An 18,715-nucleotide genomic window follows, 5' to 3' on the forward strand; every position below is an offset into this window, starting at 1 on the left:
ATCAGAGAACAGCCGTATAAAAACAACAAGAGGTTATATGTTATGGCAACAATAGGATTTATCGGTTTAGGCAATATGGGTGGCCCAATGGCCGCTAACCTGGCAAAAGCCGGTCACAGTGTGCAGGCATTTGATCTGTCAGCCGAGGCGCTATCAGCGGCGACAGCCGCCGGATGTCGACAAGCTGAATCAGCACAGGATGCGGTTAAGGGTGCGGCGATGGTGATTACCATGCTACCCGCCGGTAAACATGTTAAAAGCCTGTTACTTGAAGGTGATGCACCGTTGTTTGAGCATCTGGAAGACGGTGCGCTGGTGATAGATTGTTCCACCATCGACGTACATACCGCGCGTGAAATTGCCGCCGCAGCTCAGCAACGGCAGATTGATTTTATCGATGCGCCGGTATCGGGAGGGGTCGGTGGTGCACAAGCAGGTACTCTGACCTTTATTGTCGGTGGTTCTGCTGAACAGTATGCAACAGCATTACCCGTATTACAGGCGATGGGAAAAAATATTTTTCATGCCGGGGAGCATGGCGCCGGTCAGATTGCCAAGGCATGCAATAACATGATGCTGGCTATCCTTATGGCGGGAACCTGTGAAGCCCTGAGCATGGGGGTCAAGAATGGCCTGGATCCAGCCGTACTGTCAGATATCATGAAACAAAGCTCCGGTAATAACTGGGCGTTGCAGGTGTACAACCCGGTCCCGGGTGTTATGGACAATGTGCCAGCGTCACGTGATTACCAGGGTGGTTTTCAGGTGGACCTGATGTATAAGGACCTGGGACTGGCGATGGATTTAAGCCAACAAAGCGCTTCAGCTACGCCCATGGGTTCAGCCGCTCGAGCACTGTTTAATCTGCATAAGAGCCAAGGTAATGGCGGGTTGGATTTCTCCAGTCTGATCCGCTTGTACCAGTGATTCAGGGATGATCTACAGGCTGACCCGGTCCCAGGTTGGCCTCATCTCATTCAAAACAACAATAACAGAGGTGAATTATGTCTTATGAGCAGGCCTATCAGGCAAGTTTGAGTGATCCTGAGTCTTACTGGGCAGAGCAAGCCCGGGCGCTGAGCTGGTTTAAAGCCCCTGAACAGCTGTTGGGTAAGACAGATCATGGCACGTATAACTGGTTTTCTGATGGTGAGCTGAATATCAGTTACCTGGCCTTGGATGTTCAGATTGCTGAGGGTCGTGGTGACCAGGTTGCGCTGTATTACGACTCCCCTGTTACTCAGACCAAAGCAGCGATTACCTACACCGCCTTGCTACAGCAGGTTGAGCTGTTTGCCGGGGCGATGCAGCGGTTGGGCGTTACCCAAGGTGACAGGGTCGTCATCTATATGCCGATGATCCCCGAAGCGGCAGTGGCGATGTTGGCCTGTGCACGGATTGGTGCGGTTCACTCCGTGGTTTTTGGAGGTTTTGCCGCCAACGAGCTGGCCATCCGTATTGATGATGCCGAACCCAAGCTTATTTTAACCGCTTCCTGTGGTATCGAGTTTGACAAAACCCTGGCGTACAAACCTTTGGTCGATAAGGCTATCGAGCTGGCCGCACATAAGCCTGCCTACACCATTGTCTGTCAACGTCCCAGATTGCAGGCTGAGCTGAACCCGTCACGGGATCTGGACTGGTATGAATTTCAGGAAGGTGCGCAACCGGCTGCGGCCGTGCCGGTTAAAGGCTCGGACCCGCTTTATATCCTCTACACCTCCGGCACTACCGGTCAGCCCAAGGGTATAGTGCGTGATACGGGAGGGTATGCTGTCGCTTTGAAATATGCGCTGCAGCATGTGTATGGCATGCAAGCTGGTGATGTATGGTGGGGGGCTTCTGATATTGGCTGGGTGGTTGGCCATTCATTTATTGTTTATGGCCCGTTGATGGGTGGTTGTAGCTCAATATTTTATGAAGGCAAGCCTGTACGTACACCGGATGCCGGGGCTTTCTGGCGTTTGATCAGTGAATATCGGGTTAATTCGATGTTCTGCGCCCCGACGGCCTATCGCGCTGTGCGCAAGGAAGATCCACAGGGCGACCTGGCTAAACAGTATGACCTGAGTAGTCTGCGCTGGATTTTTGTTGCCGGCGAAAAGCTGGATAGCAGCACCTACCAGTGGCTCAGTGAGCTGTTATCAGTGCCGGTGCTGGATCACTGGTGGCAAACCGAATCAGGCTGGCCGATGACGGCTCCGATAATGGGTTGGCCTGATCCCTCGCCCGCACGTTCAGGTTCCACTAATAAGGCGATACCTGGCTATGATATCCGCGTTCTGGATGGTGAAGGCCATGAAATGCCTGCCAATGAAGCCGGAAATATATGCATTAAATTGCCCCTGCCACCGGGCTTTGCCTGGAGTATTTGGAACAACGCTGAGCGCTTTAAGCAGGCTTATTTAACCAGCTTTCCGGGTTATTACCACACGGGTGATGGTGGCTATAAAGATGATGACGATTATATCTACATCACCGGACGCACTGACGATGTGATTAATGTCTCCGGTCACCGCCTGTCAACGGGTGAAATGGAAGAGGTGGTGTCTGCCCATCCTCAGGTGGCGGAGTGTGCCGTGATCGGAGTAACCGATGCGCTTAAAGGTCAGTTACCTGTCGCATTGGTGGTACTCAAAGCTGACGCCGATATCAGTGATGCTGAGCTGGAAGCGCAGTTGGTCCATCAGGTGAGGGAGCAGGTGGGTGCGGTGGCCTGTTTTCACCGGGCTATCGTAGTCGCACGGCTACCCAAAACCCGTTCAGGTAAAATCCTGCGGGCGGTGTTGCGTAAAATTGCCGCCAATGAACACTATGCCATGCCTTCGACTATTGATGATGCCAGCATTTTACCCGAGGTTGAACAGGCACTTGCGGCGGCAGGCTTTATTGAAACTACAGTGAATAATGACGAATGATTGCAGTGGACAGTTCCACTGCACTGAGGACATAAACGATGCAGATTAAACAGAAAGTGTTTGTGATTACCGGCGGGGCCAGAGGGCTGGGTGCGGGTATGGCTAGCCATCTGGCTACACTGGGTGCCCATGTGGCTTTGATAGATCTGGATGCTGATGCACTTAAACATAGCGCTGATCAGCTGGCTGGATTGGGTGTGAAGTCGCAAGGCTATGTGTGTGATATTACCGATGAGTCTCAAGTTGAAAATACCTTTGCCAGTATTCGATCAGATTTTGGCAAACTGCATGGTTTAGTCAATAACGCAGGCCTGATGCGTGACGGTATGCTGATAAAACTTAAAGACGGCAAGCTGGTAGATAAAATGTCATTGAAGCAATGGAATGATGTGATCAATGTGAACCTCACGGGCAGTTTTTTATGTGGCCGTGAAGCCGCAGCTATTATGGCTGAACAGGGTGAAGGCGGGGTGATTGTTAATGTCTCCTCTGTGTCCCGGGCAGGTAATGCCGGTCAAACCAACTATTCGGCGACCAAGTCGGGTGTTGCGACCCTGGTCGTCAGTTGGGCCAAAGAGCTGGCCCGTTACGGTATTCGTGTGGGCGGAATAGCGCCGGGTGTGATTGCTACGGACATGACTGCGCAAATGAAACCCGAAGCCATTGAGCGCATGCTGACAGCCGTCCCCTTGCGGCGTTTGGGTAAGATCAGTGAAATGGCGCATACCCTGCAGTACATTATTGAAAATGATTTTTTCACTGGCAGGATTATTGAAATGGATGGTGGCTTGCGTATTTAAGTGCGGCCTATTGATTAAACTGTTTTCAACCTCAGCGGAGGGTCGTTATGCCCTGTTATCGAATTGATGGTGTTACACCAGTTGTGGATCCATCCGCCTATGTTCATCCGACGGCTGTGCTGATCGGTGATGTCCAGGTAGGTCCGGGCTGTTATGTCGGACCTAACGCCTGTTTGCGTGGTGATTTTGGCCGCATTATTCTCAAGCAAGGCTCAAACCTGCAGGATACCTGCGTCATGCATGGTTTTCCTGGCACAGATACAGTGATTGAAGCCAATGGCCATGTCGGCCATGGAGCCGTGCTGCATGGCTGTATCGTCGGTGAAGATGCGCTGATTGGTATGAATGCCGTGGTGATGGATGGTGCGGTGATCAGTGCACGCTGTATTGTGGCGGCAACCGCTTTTGTGAAAGCAAATTTCAGCTGTAACGAGGCATCACTGATCGTCGGGGCGCCGGCAAAAGTCTTGCGCCGCTTGTCAGAGGAAGAAATCGCCTGGAAACAGGAAGGAACAGGGGCTTATCAGCGCCTGACCGAACGCTGCCTGGAAACTCTGGAACTTTGCGAACCTCTGGATCAGGTTGAAGCCAATCGTCCGCGGATTGATGCCGGTGACCTGAAACCTAAGCAAAAACATCAATCATAAGGGTTGTGGTCACTGTCTATGAGCATTAATGGTACGCTGATTGAAGATCGTTTTATTGAGGTACCCGGTGGACAGATTTTTGTGCGCCAATGGCAACCTTCTCAGATCCAATCCTGCGCTCCAGTCATTATGCTTCATGATTCTCTTGGCAGCGTTGCGCAGTGGCGTAACTTTCCACTGCAACTATCAGAACAGATTAAACGCCCAGTCATCGCTTATGATCGGCTGGGATTTGGTCTATCCAGTGCGCGACATGCTTTGCCGTCTGAAAATTTTATTGTGGAAGAGGCCGAGGTAATTTTTCCTGCACTGTGTCAGGCAATGGGTATCACCCGCTTCGGCTTATTAGGTCATAGTGTGGGCGGAGTGATGGCATTGACAATTGCAGCATTTCAGAACGAGGCCTGCGAAGCCACTATTACGCTGGCAGCTCAGGCATTTGTTGAAGAACGAACCCTGGAAGGAATACGTGCGGCCCAGCAACAGTTTGCTGAAACGGCCAACTTTAACAAATTGAAGAAATGGCATGGGGAAAAAGCGCGTTGGGTGTTAGATGCCTGGACCGGGTCTTGGCTTTCCTCTGCATTTCGTGACTGGCGTATCGATCCCTGGCTGTCACACATTAACTCAGCAGTTTTGGTTATTCATGGAGATAGTGACGAGTATGGATCGATTGCTTTCCCCCGGCATATCGCTGCAGGGGTAAATGGCCGGGTCGAACAGGCGATACTTCAGCAGTGCGGTCATCTGCCCCATGCTGAGCAGCCTGAAAAGGTACTGGATGTGATTGCGGATTTTATTCAGCCCCCGGCTTCGACACCTATCCACTAAATAATTTTCTATTTCAGATCACTAATCTTCCTATATACCCTGAAGGACAAAAGGAATCGACCTGTCTTCCACTTCTAAAATGCTAATGGAAAGACAGGTCGATCAGACTAAAGGCCTTCGTTAACGAATATCAAGCTGAGCAGCCAGACGATCAGCACGATCTCCCGCCGCTGGATGGCTGGAAAAAAGGCTACGATGGTTACCGTACTTGCTCTCAATTTTACGCAAAGCACTGACAGCCGCCACAGGATTGTAACTAGATTCATTCATGAGTGTAATTGCAAAATCATCAGCTTCATTCTCATTGTGCTGAGAAAACTGTGCATTAATCAGCTTTTCACCCAGGTCACCCAATTCTGAAGAGGTCAGCGCAGCGGCTGCAGAATTACCACTTGCTGCAACGGCTTGTCGAGCCGATGATGCGGCATAAGATGTCTGGAACGCTTTTTTCGAATGCCCCAATACCACATGGCCTATTTCATGTGCAATTACGTAACGCACTTCATTATCAGTCATTTCATCCAATAAGCCACTGTTGAAGCGAATAGAACCATTGGGAACAGCAAAGGCATTAACCTCCGGGTCCATATACACTTTATACTCTAATGAAACGCCCTCAACCTGCTGCCATGGCGCAGTCAGTTGCTCCAGTCGTCTGGCGTAGCTACTTCGGCTGGATGCTACTCGGTTGGAGCTATCGAGCTGTGCAATCGTTTGATCTCCAATTTGTTGCATCTCTTCATCACTCAAAGAAGCGGCTTTAGCTAACCCCATACCTGATGAAAGCATACCCTGCATATCAACACCTGAGGTTTTGCAGCCCACCAAGGTTAACGACGCACTCCCCACTATCAGAGCCATGGTGAGGCCAGCTACTTTAGAAAAGCGTTTTTTAACGTACATGTTGTTTCTCCTTTTTTCCATTGATCCATTTATGTCAATTTACAGTTACTGCATCAGTTGCAAGATTGCTCACCTTATCCATGCTTATGATTCATGGATTGATACCAATCTTCATCAATCTTCACGCATGGGTATAATTCGAGTTAATACATGGCTATAGCCACTGGAAATGGCACCGCCGAGATGAGGGATTTTACTGGTGACAGCTGGACAGGTGTGGGGTTGTTGTCTAAATGTGCAGAGGGCTTGCCCATAAAACACTCCTTGTTAAATGACACTCATGTTGATGATTTACATGAGGCTGGCTACTTCCTGATGGCAGCGAGCAAACTATAACGTGATTTGCAACGTTTGCCAAATACTAAGCTAGGGGTTAGATCAAAAAAACCGATGCCTTGAAGGTGCCTGGATTTTTCTTCATTTTAATTCAAGATCAAGTTGGCTGACCCCTTGAATTCGCTTGAATTCGCGAGTGTTTTTGTAGGGCATTTTCATAAAGCCGGAGACACCCAGGCCGTCTATGTCCGGGAGTGACTGGACGATGCGCTCCAGTGCGGCGGCAAAGTCGGCTTCCCGATCCGGGTCAAGTAGCACGTAATAGTTATGGATTTTCAAATGCGTTGGCAGGGCTTCAAAAATAATCAGGCCGGTGTGGCGGATTTCATTCAGAAAGGCGATTTCCTGCATGATGCTTTGTGGCAGTTGTAACAGCTCGTCCGGGTCCTGACCATCTTCAAAATAGGAGTGGTTGCGGCTGCTGTCTTCATTCAGCGGTGCCTGAGTGACCTCAAACGGAATCGCCATACCTGCCGGTGGCATAAACGCTTGTGTTTCATTTTCTCGTTGAAGATGAAGGGTGTTCTTGGCATCAAACAGGCAGCATTTGAACACCCCCTCACGGTGGATGGCACGTGCCAGCGTGACCATGGTATTGACCGCACTGGTAAAGGGTTGCTTCAGCTCAGGTGCATGGAGGTTCAGACTGGAGTCGATAAAGATATCATCATCTTCCCAGCGGATCGCCAGTCCACCCAAGACCGGGTACTTACCCAGACGGCTGATCGCACAGAGAAATGCACGTTCAGTGCGGCCCATGCCGTGCATAAAGTTCTTGTAGTACTTTTCCAGCTCGACATCATCAACATCCACCAGCAGCTCCGGGTCCAGGTTAGCTTCTCGAAGGAAGCTTTTGCGGGAGGTATAGACAACGGTTTCCATGTGCTGCTGATCCTGAAACACCCAGATGGGAATCTGGGGTTTATCCGGGATGACCGCCATGTCTGGAATGACCCATTTTTTCATATAGGGCATCTGCGAGATCAGGTAATCACCGGCCTGAAGTTTGTTCTGGTCATTGCCTGCTGACAAGGTCTGCAGGGTGATTGCAAAGGCTTTCGGCAGCCCTAATGCCGTGGCCGGTATGGCATCATAACCGTAACGACAGGACTGGCCGGAGGCTAATGCATAGAGGGTGCCTGCCAGGCCCTGTTCATCAAAGCGTGGCGAACTTAGTCCTCCATTCAGCTGGTCTTCTCCGATAAAATACACATCTCCCAGTCGGGCATTGGTGCTGTGTAAGTTTTCACTGAGAAAACTCAATCCCGGCGCTGCAACCGGTTGACCGTCACTATCGAGTTGCGCAAACACACTCGATCCCCAGTCGATCAGCTTGATGCTTTCATCAGCAGGGTTGAAGACAATATTGGAGGGCTTGATATCGCCATGCACGATAGGGGCTAACTGATCATGGCGTTTAAATGTCCGCAAAGCGCTCAGCACATCTACTAGCTGAGCCGCGATTTTGATGATCAGCCGGGGTGAAAGGCGTCCTTGCTGTACCGAATAGGCTTCAAGATCCATGCCCGGGGCACGTTCCATCATCAACACAGATTGTCTGGAAATACGGGTATATTCACTCACGGCAGGAATGCCCGGGTGTAACACCTGACTTTGCATCCAGGCCTCATCTTCGAGCCGGTCCTGAACCGCCTGAGGCAGGTTAATGCGCGAAAATTTGAATACGTAATCGGCCAGTTCATTGGAGCGCCCAGCAAACACAAAGCCATACGCGCCCTTACCGATAAATTCTATATCAGAAAAACCCAGTAAGCTGAGTTGGGCCATACAAAGCTGTACCCAGTCTTTAATCTTCTGAGCATCTTCATGGCTCATCAGATAGATCGACTGCTCTTCGTTGATATAAAACTGTTGCAGCAACGGACGCGTCATTCTAGCGCAACTCGGTCAGCATACTAAGCGGGTTTTCCAGATACGCTTTCCAGGTGTTGCAGAAGCGGGCCATGCTGGCACCCTCAATGATACGGTGATCCCCTGACCAACTGATCTGCATAATTTTCCGGGCTGTAACACGGTCCTCTGCATCAAAACGGGGGAGTCTTTGTATCTTACCTAACGCCACGATGGCGACCTCCGGTTTATTGATAATGGGGGTGGCAACGGTACCGCCCATAACACCAATATTGGACAGGGTAATGCTGCTACCTTTCATCTGTGGGGATGTCAGCTTACCCAGTCTGGCCGCATCGATCAGCTGATTTAACTGTTGAGTGATTTCAACCAGATTCAAGGTCTGCACCGCTTTGATGTTAGGCACCAATAAACCCGTTGGGGTATCCACAGCAAAACCGATGTTGTGATCCGTCTGGTAGATAATCTCGGTACAGTCATCATTCACACGACTGTTGAGCAGGGGGTGCTGTAACAAAGCCAGCGATAATGCTTTGATAAACAGCGGCATCAGGCTCAGGCGTAACCCCTCGGCTTCAAAAGTGGGTTTGAGTGTCTGTCTGGCATCCTCCAACTGGGTGACATCCAGCTCATCGACATAGGTAAAGTGCGGGATGCTGCTGGCGGACTCCTGCATCTGTTTTGCCATCAGCGCTTTAATCCCTTTGATGGCTTCGGTTGCTGGCGCCTGGTCAGCTAAGCTTGACCTGGTATCAGTGGCGTCTTCATCCTGTACCTGTTTAAGCAGGTCTTCCTTGTAAATACGGCCGTTTTTTCCGCTACCCTCAATCGCACCGAGATCCAGCTCCATTTCCCGTGCCAGTCGCCTGACGGCAGGACTGGCGATGGGTCTGTTGGTCAGATCGAGGCTGTCTGCAGGGATCTGTTCAACAGGGGATGCATTTTCGTCAGCTTGTTGAGTGGTTTCCTGTGTGGCTGTTTCATTTTCCTGGCCTGGTTCAGCCTCAACGTCGATCTCAAACAGGGGCTGGTGCACCTGGGCAATATCACCTTGCTGGTAATACAGCTTGCTGATAACACCGGTATACATGCAGGTAATTTCAACCAGGGCTTTGTCTGTCATAACATCGGCTACGGGCTGATCTTCTGTGACAGTTTCACCTTCACTGATACGCCACTCAACCAGCTCACACTCTACGATGCCTTCACCAATATCTGGCAGGATAAAATCTATTTTCATGGGTTACTCCAAACCGAATCGGCGAATTAGTAATTTACGCTGGCTTTAATGGCTTCATAGGTTTTCAGGTGATCAGGCATGTATTCCTTCTCCAGTGCTAAGGGGAAGGGAGTGTCCAGACCGGTAACGCGCAGGATCGGTGATTCCAGGTGCAAAAAGCAGCTTTCCTGAATGCTGGCCGCAATCTCCGCACCAAAACCCGAGGTTTTAGGAGCCTCATGATTGATGATCAGTCGTCCCGTTTTGCGTACCGAGTTGGCTAGCGTTTCTCTGTCCCAGGGCAGCAGGGTGCGCAAATCAATCAGCTCACAGGAAATACCATCCTTTTCAGCCAGATCGGCGGCTTTTTCGATGGCTTCCATCTGCGCACCCCAAGCCAGTAATGTAATGTCCTTTCCTTGGCGCACTATCTCGGCCTGTCCGATAGGCAGTTGGTAATCTTCCTCCGGCACCTCACCGACAGAGGCGCGGTAGAGTTTTTTGGGTTCAAAAAAGATCACCGGATTGGCATCACGTATCGCGGCCAGGAGTAAACCCTTGGCCTGCTCAGGATTGCGAGGAACGATAATTTTCAACCCGGGGGTGTGGGTGAAATAGGCTTCTGGCGATTGTGAGTGATAATGCGCGCCATTAATGCCACCGCCATAGGGAGTGCGAATGGTGAGCCCGCCGACATTGAATTCATTACCTGAACGGTAGCGGAATTTGGCGGTTTCATTAACGATCTGATCAAACGCCGGGAAAATGTAATCGGCAAACTGAATTTCAGCAATCGCCGTCATCCCCTGTGCGGCCAGACCATTGGCAAACCCGAGAATGCCTTGTTCGGTCAGCGGTGTGTTAAAGCAGCGTTGTTTACCGAATTTATCTTGCAGATGGCTGGTGGCTCTGAACACCCCGCCAAAATGACCGACATCCTCACCAAAGCACAAGGCAGATTCATCACTGGACATAGCTATATCCAGAGCATTATTGATCGCTTGTAACAGGTTCATTTTACTCATCGCCTAGCCTCCCTGCTGTTTTAACATAGGCCTGCGGATACTTACGAATGTGGCTGATCAGCTCAGCCTGTTGCTCCTGCAGGTGCCAGGGCAGGGTGTCATACACATCGGTAAACAGGTCATTCAGTGGCGGAGCTGGAACTTTTTCGGCTTTTTTCATCGCGGCCATAATGGCATCCCGATGAAGCTGTTTGCGTTGGCTATCCTGGTTTTCATCCCACCAGGCCTGCTGCATCAACCAGTTTTTAAAGCGCAGCACCGGGCATTTTGCCCGCCAGATATCTTCTTCGGATTTGTTGCGATAACCGCTGGGGTCGTCCGAACTGGAGTGCGCACCCAGGCGATAGGTCATGGCTTCAATCAGTACGGGTTGGTGCTGCTCAACCGCCAGTTTACGAGCGTCCTGGGTGGCCTTTAATACGGCCAGAACATCATTGCCATCGACACGGATGGTTTTCAGCCCATAGCCTATGCCTCGTGGTGCGATACCATCACCGGCATACTGCTCATGTGCCGGTGTGGAGATGGCATAACCATTGTTGCGACAGAAAAAAATCACCGGTACTTTAAACACCCCGGCCATATTCAGCGCCGCATGAAAATCACCTTCGGATGCCGCGCCTTCGCCGAAATAACAGATCACGCAGTTGGCTTTTTGCTGCGCTTTCAGCGCAAACGCATAACCGGTTGCCTGAGGTAATTGGGTGCCCAAAGGTGAGGAAATTGTCATGTAATGCAGTTCACGAGAGCCGTAATGAATCGGCATCTGTCGCCCTTTGCCCAGATCTTTTTCATTGGAAAAAATCTGATTCATAAACTGATCCGGGGTAAAGCCGCGAAAGGCCAGTGCACCCTGTTCACGGTACTGCGCCATGATCATATCGTCATCTGCAAGGGCGGCGGTGCTACCTATATCAGCCGCTTCTTCACCGGTTTCGGTCATGTAGAAACTGATTCGACCCTGGCGTTGTGAGGCCAGCATGCGCTCATCGAGGGCCCGGATAAACAAAAACGTATCGTAGATTTTTAAAGCAAGCTCTTGCTTCAGATCGGGGGGGACTGCATCGGGGTAGAGGGTGCCATCTTCACGCAATATCCGCAGGGTGGGGATATGCAGGGAGGCTGCGTCAAAAAACACCGGTTTATGCACGATCAGTGCATCGGTTTCGCGTTTATCACTCATAATAAACCTTCTTGTTTTTATTGTTATATCTACTGATTGTGTCAATAGCTATGCTGTATGACGGGATCACCATCTATACAGTGTTAAAATCTAGCCCTGTAGGCTTGTTATGTAAAGAAATATTGTTTCGGGGGGCACCTGGGCACTACCACCGCTAACCTGTGACTCGCTGCACTTCGCTCAACTGGCGGCAGACTGTGACAGGCTTGCGGTGGTAGTGGCCGTTGTGTAAGCACTGAGCTACCTTCAACGAAAATATGCGATGTTTACATTACGATTGCAGCCACTCTCCACTCATTATCATTAGTGACATAGAATACAAAACCGGAAGAGCTTATTTCTCTGGCACCCGGACGGCGCCACCGAATTGGATCTGGCAAAATACGTACAAGACGACCATCTGCCATAAACTGGATATGATCCAGCTCTATGGGTGCTTCCACCTGATCAAAATGAAGCGGACGCAATATTTGTCCTTGCGGATCTACTGAACTAAAGTTTTGTTTTGTGTCGGAATCAATGAAATCATCTGCTGAATTACCCATATTCATGGCAATGGCAACATGTCTCCATCTGTCATCCATCAACTGCCTTAACCCCTGAAAATCCCCCTGTTCAATCAAACCATGGATATGACGATAGCTATTTCGTAACCCTTCTCGCAATGCTGGGGTGTCTTCCAACACCACCGCTTCATCCAGCCAATGAAAACGGGGAAAACGATCCTCGGTATTAAATTCAGCAATCAGGTGTTGGCTGGGTAAGGGATGATCTATACCATGATTCACCCAAACATGATTACCTTTAAGTTTGAGCTCTCCTGTGGTGTACATATGGGCTTGCTGGTAGACAGGCTCTGCATCGAAAATAGTTTTTTCATTACTGATGATTTGACCGGTTTCCATATCGTAGCGGGCATCAATAAGCGTGATGCGTTCACGTTCACGCGTTTCCAGGTGAACGGATTCAACAGAAATATGAATAGAAAAGTTTTCGTGGGGTTCGATGATAAAATTCCCATCATCATCACGTCCTCTAAGCGGGCTAAAGTTATAAGTGATACGATTCACATCTGATTGCATTAAGTGGTTTATCGGTAATGTAAAATCACTTTGTCGCACAGAGTTTTCTTTTTGTGTGCTGATGCCATTTACAAAAACATCATATACCGCACCACGTGAGTGCACGACAATGTAATAATTCCGGTCAATAACATAATCCGATGCGCGTGCCATTTGAGTTCCCTTTTGATTCCAGAGGAACAGAGTAATAGCGATCAGTGCAAGGCCAAAAGCAAGGCCAAGCTTAGGTGTCATACGCTGTTGCATTGTTTCCTCCAAAAATCTAAAAGGTGTCCATTCTGGAACTGCATCGGTGATCGAATAGCCCTTCTGTTCTAAGCTTTAAGTCATCGCGAGAAAACAGGCGGGGCCTTTGAATTCAACGGGGGAACTTGGCACTACCACCGCTAACCTATGACTCGCCCGACTACCGCCTACCGCGCAGCAGTCGGTCACCGAGTAGTGGTGGTAGTGCCTCTTGACATATGCCAGCATGCCAACCAAATGGAAACGCTTTTAATCAGCAGGTTAACCATCAATAACTATATCTGCGACTTTCCACTCATTGTCTTTAGTTACATAGAATACAAAGCGTGAATAAGTGGTTGTGTTTGTGCCTGGTCGACGCCACTGAATCGGGTCAGGTAAAATACGCACGAGACGGCCATCCGCCATAAATTGTAAATGGTCTATTTCTATGGGGGCTTCAACCTGATCAAAGTGAAGTGGTTTCAATACTCGACCATCATCACGTCTTTGAACAAAGCTCTTATTAGTTTCTGACCTGCGAATAAAATCATCCGCTGAATTTCCCATATTCAAAGCAATAGCCCCGTTCTCCCATATAGGGTCCAACAACTGCCTTAACCCCCGAAAATCCCCGCTCTCAATCAAACCATGGATATGACGATAGCTATTGCGTAACCCTTCTCGCAACGCAGGGGTGTCTTCCAACACCACCGCTTCATCCAGCCAATGAAAACGGGGAAAACGATCCTCGGTCTTAAATTCAGCAATCAGGTGTTGGCTGGGTAAGGGATGATCTATACCATGATTCACCCAAACATGATTACCTTTAAGTTTGAGCTCGCCTGTGGTGTACATATGAGCTTGCTGGTAGACAGGCTCTGCATCGAAAATAGTTTTTTCATTACTGATGATTTGACCGGTTTCCATATCGTAGCGTGCATCAACCAGAGTAATGCGCTCACGCTCGCGCGTCTCTAGATGAACAGATTCAACAGAAATATGAATAGAAAAGTTTTCGTGGGGTTCGATGATAAAATTCCCATCATCATCACGTCCTCTAAGCGGGCTAAAGTTATAAGTGATACGATTCACATCTGATTGCATTAAGTGGTTTATCGGTAATGTAAAATCACTTTGTCGCACAGCATTTTCTTTTTGTGTGCTGACACCATTTACAAAAATATCATATACAGCACCACGTGAGTGCACGACAATGTAATAATTCCGGTCAATAACATAATCTGATGTGCGTGCCATTTGAGTTCCCTTTTGATTCCAGAGGAACAGAGTAATAGCGATCAGTGCAAGGCCGAAAGCAAGGCCAAGCTTAGGTCTCATGCGTTTCATTGTTTCCCTCAAAAATCTAAAAGGTGTCCATTCTGGAACTGCATTGGTGATCGAATAGCCTGCGACTCGCTATACGTCATCCCTGACTCGCTCGCCTGCTGACCTGACCGCCATGGACGGCGGGAATGCCGAAAATACAGGAGCATTTTTCGGCCTTGGCGGCAGATGGTCACAGGCTAGCGGTGGTAGTGGCCGTTGTGTAAGCACTGAGGCACATCCAACGAAATTGCGCGAGTCTTACATTACAATATCTGCAACTTTCCACTTATTGTCATTAGTGACATAGAATACAAAACCGGAAGAGCTTATTTCTCTGGCACCCGGACGGCGCCAGCGAATTGGATCTGGCAAAATACGTACAAGACGACCATCTGCCATAAACTGGATATGATCCAGCTCTATGGGTGCTTCAACCTGATCAAAATGAAGCGGACGCAATATTTGTCCTTGTGGGTTTACTGAGCTAAAGTTTTGTTTGGTAGTGGGACTAATAAAGTCATCCGCCGAATTGCCCATATTCATAGCTATAGCAGTGTTTTCCCATATGGGATCCATCAACTGCCTTAACCCCTGAAAATCCCCCTGTTCAATCAAACCATGGATATGACGATAGCTATTGCGTAACCCTTCTCGCAATGCTGGGGTGTCTTCCAACACTACGGCTTCATCCAACCAATGAAAACGGGGGAATCGATCCTCGGTATTAAATGCTGCTATCAGGTGTTGGCTGGGTATATCCGGTCCCTCACCATCTACAAAGGTAAATCCTTCTTTCAAACGCAGGTCTCCAGTCGTGTGCATATGAGCTTGCTGGTAGACAGGCTCAGCATCGAAAATGGTTTTTTCATTACTGATGATCTGACCGGTTTCCATATCGTAGCGGGCATCAATAAGCGTGATGCGTTCACGTTCACGCGTTTCCAGGTGAACGGATTCAATAGAAATATGTATTGAAAAATCCTGGGTTGGGCCAAAACCCTCATCAATTGCATGATCACCGGGTAATACTGAAACAAAGTTAAAAGTGACTTGGTTTTCACCAGACTGCATTAAATGATTAATGGGCAAGGTTATATTAAACGGGTCTGCACTATTATACAGCTGGGTATTGATTCCATTGACCAAGACATTAAACCATGCTGAGTTTGAATGAATAACAATATAATAATTCCGGTCAATAACATAATCCGATGCGCGTGCCATTTGAGTTCCCTTTTGATTCCCTATGAAGAGTACGACTGCTACTAATATTAGGCTAAGAGTGATGCCTAGCTTAAGTTTCATTGTTTCCTCCAAACATCTTAAAAGGGGTATACTCTGGATATTCCTTGGTGATCGGATAATGTGAAGGCGCTAATATCTCATGAAGCCCCAGGCTATCGCGAGAAAAAATGCGGTGGTATTCTTCACTGATATCTATAAGTAAATTATCCATGGCTACTTGATTGTCGATATCGTTTGGAAAAAGGTCCAAAGCAGTTTCTAACCGTTCTAATTCAGATAGAAACGTAAGACCTCCTCCCAAATCATATGTTTTGAGTACTTCCTTAGCTTCATCCACTGTTAAATGATCGTGTCGTATGGTTTCGATAGGCTGATTGGTGAAGATTTCTTCTTTACTGGCGGCTTCGGCCTGATTGGCTTCAACGCGCTGGAATAGAGTTGTTGAAGTTTGATGGGAATCAGATTCTGATGACTCTGAATTAGTATGCTGACGCTGGCGGCCGCTATTTTCATCTCCCGGGGCGGTCTTTATTTCCCTAATCTTCGCATACATCCGCACCTCGGCTTTCAGTCCTTCAAAATAATTGCGAGTTTCAAATTGGCTTTGGGAGTCGGTTTTGGTGCGGAATTGATAGGTCCAGGCGGTATGGAGGGAGCCATAAGCGCCAGCTTTGGCGCTGACGCCCCAGACTTCACCTTCAACATGGAAGCTGAGTTCCGCTTTTGCCATTGCTTTCAAGGTGCCTTTAAGTTCCGCTTTAAGTTGGTGGTTGAGGGCGGTGCGCCTGTTGGTGTCAGGAGGCATGGCATAAAGTGTTAATGTTCCAGGACGGACGATCAGTTCTAGCTCACTTTGACCGGCAAAGATCAAGTTGGCTTGAATATCGCCATTCACTTTTTCACCATTGGCGATTCTTTCTCTAGCTTCATTAAATATCCTGGCCGCGCCCGGTGCAAATATTCCGACGGCGGCTTGAACTACGTCCAGCGTACCCGTGACACCGAGTTTGAATGTGGCACCGTAATTCGCAAGGTTGAAGACTAAGTCCGGGGTATTTTCTTTGGCTATCAATTCGAGACCGTTGACACCTACCTCGGCGGAAAAGCTAAAGGTGACTCGACTACCATGGGTGTTGTTAAGCTGGGATTCCGATTTGTTATTTCGCCTCACACTCCTTAGCCGGTTTACTCTGGAGCGGCGAGTGTTTCTAGTGTTTCTATTGCTTGCTTCTTCCTCCGAATTTTGAACACCGGAAACCTTCTTGACTAAATCATCAATGAGTCTAAAGATTCCTGAGGGAGCAGTATTTGCTTGACCAGAGGTTTCAGAGGTGTCAGATGAACCTGATGTTTTATCTTCTTCTGTGAGTGTTTGGGTGTGGTTTGCATAAACCACTTTAAATTCACTGGGTGTTTCTTCGAATTCCCAACTGACATAAGGACGGATGGTATTTAGGGTGAAGACAAGCCCCCAACGAATCCATCCTGAAAGTTCGAGTTTTGGAAAGGGTATCACTTGAAAAGGTGTAACTGACGGTGGGTGGTTGCCACAGAGTTGAGGGGTGACGCGCGTCCTGCCCGAATCTGATAAAAGTTGATCAAACGTTACGATCATGTCGATTATCATCAGTGACAACAGCGTTTGCTTGGGTACCCAGTCTACATAGGCGCTAGTACCATTCAGTAGCGTCCAGATTGCTCTTCCTGTCATTGTCACAGGCAGATCTTTAATCACTCGCCTGGAATCATTCCAACTTCGATACCGATCTCTAATCAGGTAGGTAATTCGGTTTGGCATATTTTTTCTACATTCATCACCTGATCGCCTGATATTAATGTTGGCAAACAAGGTATTGCCATCTCGGACTTGATCCGCAATCACAAACAAACGAGTGCTTGCATTGGGTTCATTGAGTGATTCGCAATAAGGCCAGCTAATCATTCGTGATAAGTCTTTCGCGTCTTCGATACTACCGTAAAATTCACAACACTGGTTGGCGGCGTTACAGGGTACGCAGGCTCCTTCAACAGGTACATCATGCACCAGATAGTTTGGACTGGGAATCGGCGTTGTTTTTTGTTCACTCATTGTCTACGTCCTGTATTGAGTCATTATTGAGTCATTGATGCGTTTTCAAATGTGATTTGTTTTTCTGCTTGTAACCATGCCATGAGGTGATGCAGACGCTGGGGATGCATTTCTGTTAATAGCACTTCAGCGGCAGGGCTTTGTGCCGGAAAATCCTGGCCTAACCAGAGGTAACAATCGGCCAGTAGCATCAGCTCATTTTCTGACTGAAATTGATAGTAAGGCGCGTTTCTATAGGCTATCTGGACCGACGCTTCATAACGTTTGACCGGAAAAAGCGCTTGATAGGTGTGGTACAGCTTGGCGGCTAAATTTAACGGTTTACGCTGCCTGAGTAAGTCTGCAAAGCGTTGATATTCCGCCTGGCTGACTTTAAAGCTTTGACTCGTTTGACTGATGGCGTCAACCGGGTGATCTTGTGCAAGACGCAGGCACCTTTCTGTTATCAAAACTGTTTCACCAAGGCTTACCGGCAGGATATTGACCGATTTAGGCAGGCAGGTGTGGTAACTGATGGGGATGTAAAATGCCTCTATTCCGTTAAAAAACTGCGCTGTTTTTGCTTCATCCAGAGCTGTGATCATGTCCAGCAACACACGGGGATCATAAAAACGAAAATACACCGGCATATCCGGGTTTGCTGGCGTCCAGAGCATGGTATAGCGTCGAAAATGATCTCGCAGTTGCCGAATACCCTTTGGACTATGGAAAAACACCACGGCATGGGTGTTGGAATCCCGGGCTTCTAACAGAGATTGTATGGCTGAATCTGGCTCAACGCGGATTAACCAAGGCGCTATACGTTGAGAATCAGGATCTGTCGTACTGTAAAGACAAGCATGAGGTGGCACCTGTTCTGCCAGAATAGACTGTATTTCAGGCCAGTTTGCACCATCAACCAGTGCCCATAAGTTGGAGGGTTCGTGGGATTTGATAACTTGCCAGGGTGTTTCAGCAATAGAAATGCCGGGAGAGGTGTTCAAATCCTTTTGGAGGATATCCATATATAAA

General features: G+C 48.6%; 15 protein-coding genes. 5 read left to right on the top strand and 10 right to left on the bottom strand.

Going from position 1 to position 18,715, the window contains the following annotated elements; genetic code table 11:
• The first annotated feature begins 42 nt into the window (after positions 1 to 42).
• The 5 genes from mmsB to F5I99_RS07950 all read left to right on the top strand — a co-directional run bounded on the left by mmsB (position 43) and on the right by F5I99_RS07950 (position 5,196).
• Positions 43 to 927: a 3-hydroxyisobutyrate dehydrogenase gene (gene mmsB, locus F5I99_RS07930; RefSeq protein ID WP_151054788.1), complete on the top strand. Its 885-nt coding sequence runs from the start codon at positions 43 to 45 to the stop codon at positions 925 to 927.
• Positions 928 to 1,004: 77 nt separating this feature from the next.
• Positions 1,005 to 2,918: an AMP-binding protein gene (locus tag F5I99_RS07935; protein ID WP_151054790.1), complete on the top strand. Its 1,914-nt coding sequence runs from the start codon at positions 1,005 to 1,007 to the stop codon at positions 2,916 to 2,918.
• A 38-nt stretch (positions 2,919 to 2,956) separates the two neighbouring features.
• Entirely contained in the window at positions 2,957 to 3,718 is a 762-nt protein-coding gene (locus tag F5I99_RS07940; RefSeq protein ID WP_151054792.1) for an SDR family oxidoreductase, read from the top strand.
• A 47-nt stretch (positions 3,719 to 3,765) separates the two neighbouring features.
• Positions 3,766 to 4,365 (top strand): phenylacetic acid degradation protein PaaY, encoded by a 600-nt coding sequence (paaY, locus tag F5I99_RS07945; RefSeq protein ID WP_151054794.1) that lies wholly within the window; start codon positions 3,766 to 3,768, stop codon positions 4,363 to 4,365.
• Between the two features lie 18 nt (positions 4,366 to 4,383).
• Positions 4,384 to 5,196 carry an alpha/beta fold hydrolase gene (locus F5I99_RS07950; RefSeq protein WP_151054796.1) on the top strand — a complete coding sequence of 271 codons (813 nt, stop codon included), beginning with the start codon at positions 4,384 to 4,386 and terminating at the stop codon, positions 5,194 to 5,196.
• 120 nt (positions 5,197 to 5,316) lie between these two features.
• Here the strand turns inward: F5I99_RS07950 and F5I99_RS07955 are convergent, their stop codons facing one another.
• The 10 genes from F5I99_RS07955 to F5I99_RS08000 all read right to left on the bottom strand — a co-directional run bounded on the left by F5I99_RS07955 (position 5,317) and on the right by F5I99_RS08000 (position 18,708).
• Complete coding sequence (locus tag F5I99_RS07955) at positions 5,317 to 6,099, bottom strand: M48 family metalloprotease (protein WP_151054798.1); 783 nt, start codon at positions 6,097 to 6,099, stop codon at positions 5,317 to 5,319.
• A 417-nt stretch (positions 6,100 to 6,516) separates the two neighbouring features.
• A complete protein-coding gene (locus tag F5I99_RS07960) occupies positions 6,517 to 8,328 on the bottom strand; it encodes a protein kinase domain-containing protein (protein WP_151054800.1) in 1,812 nt (603 codons plus the stop codon).
• Between the two features lies 1 nt (position 8,329).
• Positions 8,330 to 9,547 carry a 2-oxo acid dehydrogenase subunit E2 gene (locus F5I99_RS07965; protein WP_151054802.1) on the bottom strand — a complete coding sequence of 406 codons (1,218 nt, stop codon included), beginning with the start codon at positions 9,545 to 9,547 and terminating at the stop codon, positions 8,330 to 8,332.
• A gap of 26 nt (positions 9,548 to 9,573) precedes the next feature.
• Positions 9,574 to 10,551, bottom strand: a complete 978-nt coding sequence (locus tag F5I99_RS07970) for an alpha-ketoacid dehydrogenase subunit beta (protein ID WP_151054804.1) — start codon at positions 10,549 to 10,551, stop codon at positions 9,574 to 9,576.
• Positions 10,544 to 11,734, bottom strand: coding sequence for a thiamine pyrophosphate-dependent dehydrogenase E1 component subunit alpha (locus tag F5I99_RS07975; protein WP_151054806.1), 1,191 nt, complete (start codon positions 11,732 to 11,734; stop codon positions 10,544 to 10,546). The genes F5I99_RS07970 and F5I99_RS07975 overlap by 8 nt, the downstream gene beginning before the upstream one ends.
• A 266-nt stretch (positions 11,735 to 12,000) precedes the next feature.
• Positions 12,001 to 13,062, bottom strand: a complete 1,062-nt coding sequence (locus F5I99_RS07980) for a hypothetical protein (protein WP_151054808.1) — start codon at positions 13,060 to 13,062, stop codon at positions 12,001 to 12,003.
• A 261-nt stretch (positions 13,063 to 13,323) separates the two neighbouring features.
• Positions 13,324 to 14,391 (bottom strand): hypothetical protein, encoded by a 1,068-nt coding sequence (locus F5I99_RS07985; RefSeq protein ID WP_151054810.1) that lies wholly within the window; start codon positions 14,389 to 14,391, stop codon positions 13,324 to 13,326.
• A gap of 237 nt (positions 14,392 to 14,628) precedes the next feature.
• The gene (locus F5I99_RS07990) at positions 14,629 to 15,675 is read right to left on the bottom strand and encodes a hypothetical protein (RefSeq protein WP_151054812.1); all 1,047 of its coding nucleotides are present in this window, start codon (positions 15,673 to 15,675) and stop codon (positions 14,629 to 14,631) included.
• Positions 15,665 to 17,704, bottom strand: coding sequence for a hypothetical protein (locus tag F5I99_RS07995; protein ID WP_151054814.1), 2,040 nt, complete (start codon positions 17,702 to 17,704; stop codon positions 15,665 to 15,667). The genes F5I99_RS07990 and F5I99_RS07995 overlap by 11 nt, the downstream gene beginning before the upstream one ends.
• 23 nt (positions 17,705 to 17,727) lie before the next feature.
• Positions 17,728 to 18,708 (bottom strand): DUF4123 domain-containing protein, encoded by a 981-nt coding sequence (locus F5I99_RS08000; protein WP_151054816.1) that lies wholly within the window; start codon positions 18,706 to 18,708, stop codon positions 17,728 to 17,730.
• Positions 18,709 to 18,715: the final 7 nt, after the last annotated feature.

The organism is Nitrincola iocasae, from assembly GCF_008727795.1.
GTDB classification, from domain to species: Bacteria; Pseudomonadota; Gammaproteobacteria; order Pseudomonadales; family Balneatricaceae; genus Nitrincola; species Nitrincola iocasae.

What these genes read in the sequence shown, in the direction of transcription:
- F5I99_RS08000 (WP_151054816.1), bottom strand. Translation starts at nt 18,708, where the DNA reads ATGGATATCCTCCAAAAGGATTTGAACACCTCTCCCGGCATTTCTATT.
- F5I99_RS07980 (WP_151054808.1), bottom strand. Translation starts at nt 13,062, where the DNA reads ATGCAACAGCGTATGACACCTAAGCTTGGCCTTGCTTTTGGCCTTGCA.
- mmsB (WP_151054788.1), top strand. Translation starts at nt 43, where the DNA reads ATGGCAACAATAGGATTTATCGGTTTAGGCAATATGGGTGGCCCAATG.
- F5I99_RS07970 (WP_151054804.1), bottom strand. Translation starts at nt 10,551, where the DNA reads ATGAGTAAAATGAACCTGTTACAAGCGATCAATAATGCTCTGGATATA.
- F5I99_RS07935 (WP_151054790.1), top strand. Translation starts at nt 1,005, where the DNA reads ATGTCTTATGAGCAGGCCTATCAGGCAAGTTTGAGTGATCCTGAGTCT.
- F5I99_RS07955 (WP_151054798.1), bottom strand. Translation starts at nt 6,099, where the DNA reads ATGTACGTTAAAAAACGCTTTTCTAAAGTAGCTGGCCTCACCATGGCT.
- F5I99_RS07985 (WP_151054810.1), bottom strand. Translation starts at nt 14,391, where the DNA reads ATGAAACGCATGAGACCTAAGCTTGGCCTTGCTTTCGGCCTTGCACTG.
- F5I99_RS07950 (WP_151054796.1), top strand. Translation starts at nt 4,384, where the DNA reads ATGAGCATTAATGGTACGCTGATTGAAGATCGTTTTATTGAGGTACCC.
- F5I99_RS07960 (WP_151054800.1), bottom strand. Translation starts at nt 8,328, where the DNA reads ATGACGCGTCCGTTGCTGCAACAGTTTTATATCAACGAAGAGCAGTCG.
- F5I99_RS07990 (WP_151054812.1), bottom strand. Translation starts at nt 15,675, where the DNA reads ATGAAACTTAAGCTAGGCATCACTCTTAGCCTAATATTAGTAGCAGTC.
- F5I99_RS07940 (WP_151054792.1), top strand. Translation starts at nt 2,957, where the DNA reads ATGCAGATTAAACAGAAAGTGTTTGTGATTACCGGCGGGGCCAGAGGG.
- F5I99_RS07975 (WP_151054806.1), bottom strand. Translation starts at nt 11,734, where the DNA reads ATGAGTGATAAACGCGAAACCGATGCACTGATCGTGCATAAACCGGTG.
- paaY (WP_151054794.1), top strand. Translation starts at nt 3,766, where the DNA reads ATGCCCTGTTATCGAATTGATGGTGTTACACCAGTTGTGGATCCATCC.
- F5I99_RS07995 (WP_151054814.1), bottom strand. Translation starts at nt 17,704, where the DNA reads ATGAGTGAACAAAAAACAACGCCGATTCCCAGTCCAAACTATCTGGTG.
- F5I99_RS07965 (WP_151054802.1), bottom strand. Translation starts at nt 9,547, where the DNA reads ATGAAAATAGATTTTATCCTGCCAGATATTGGTGAAGGCATCGTAGAG.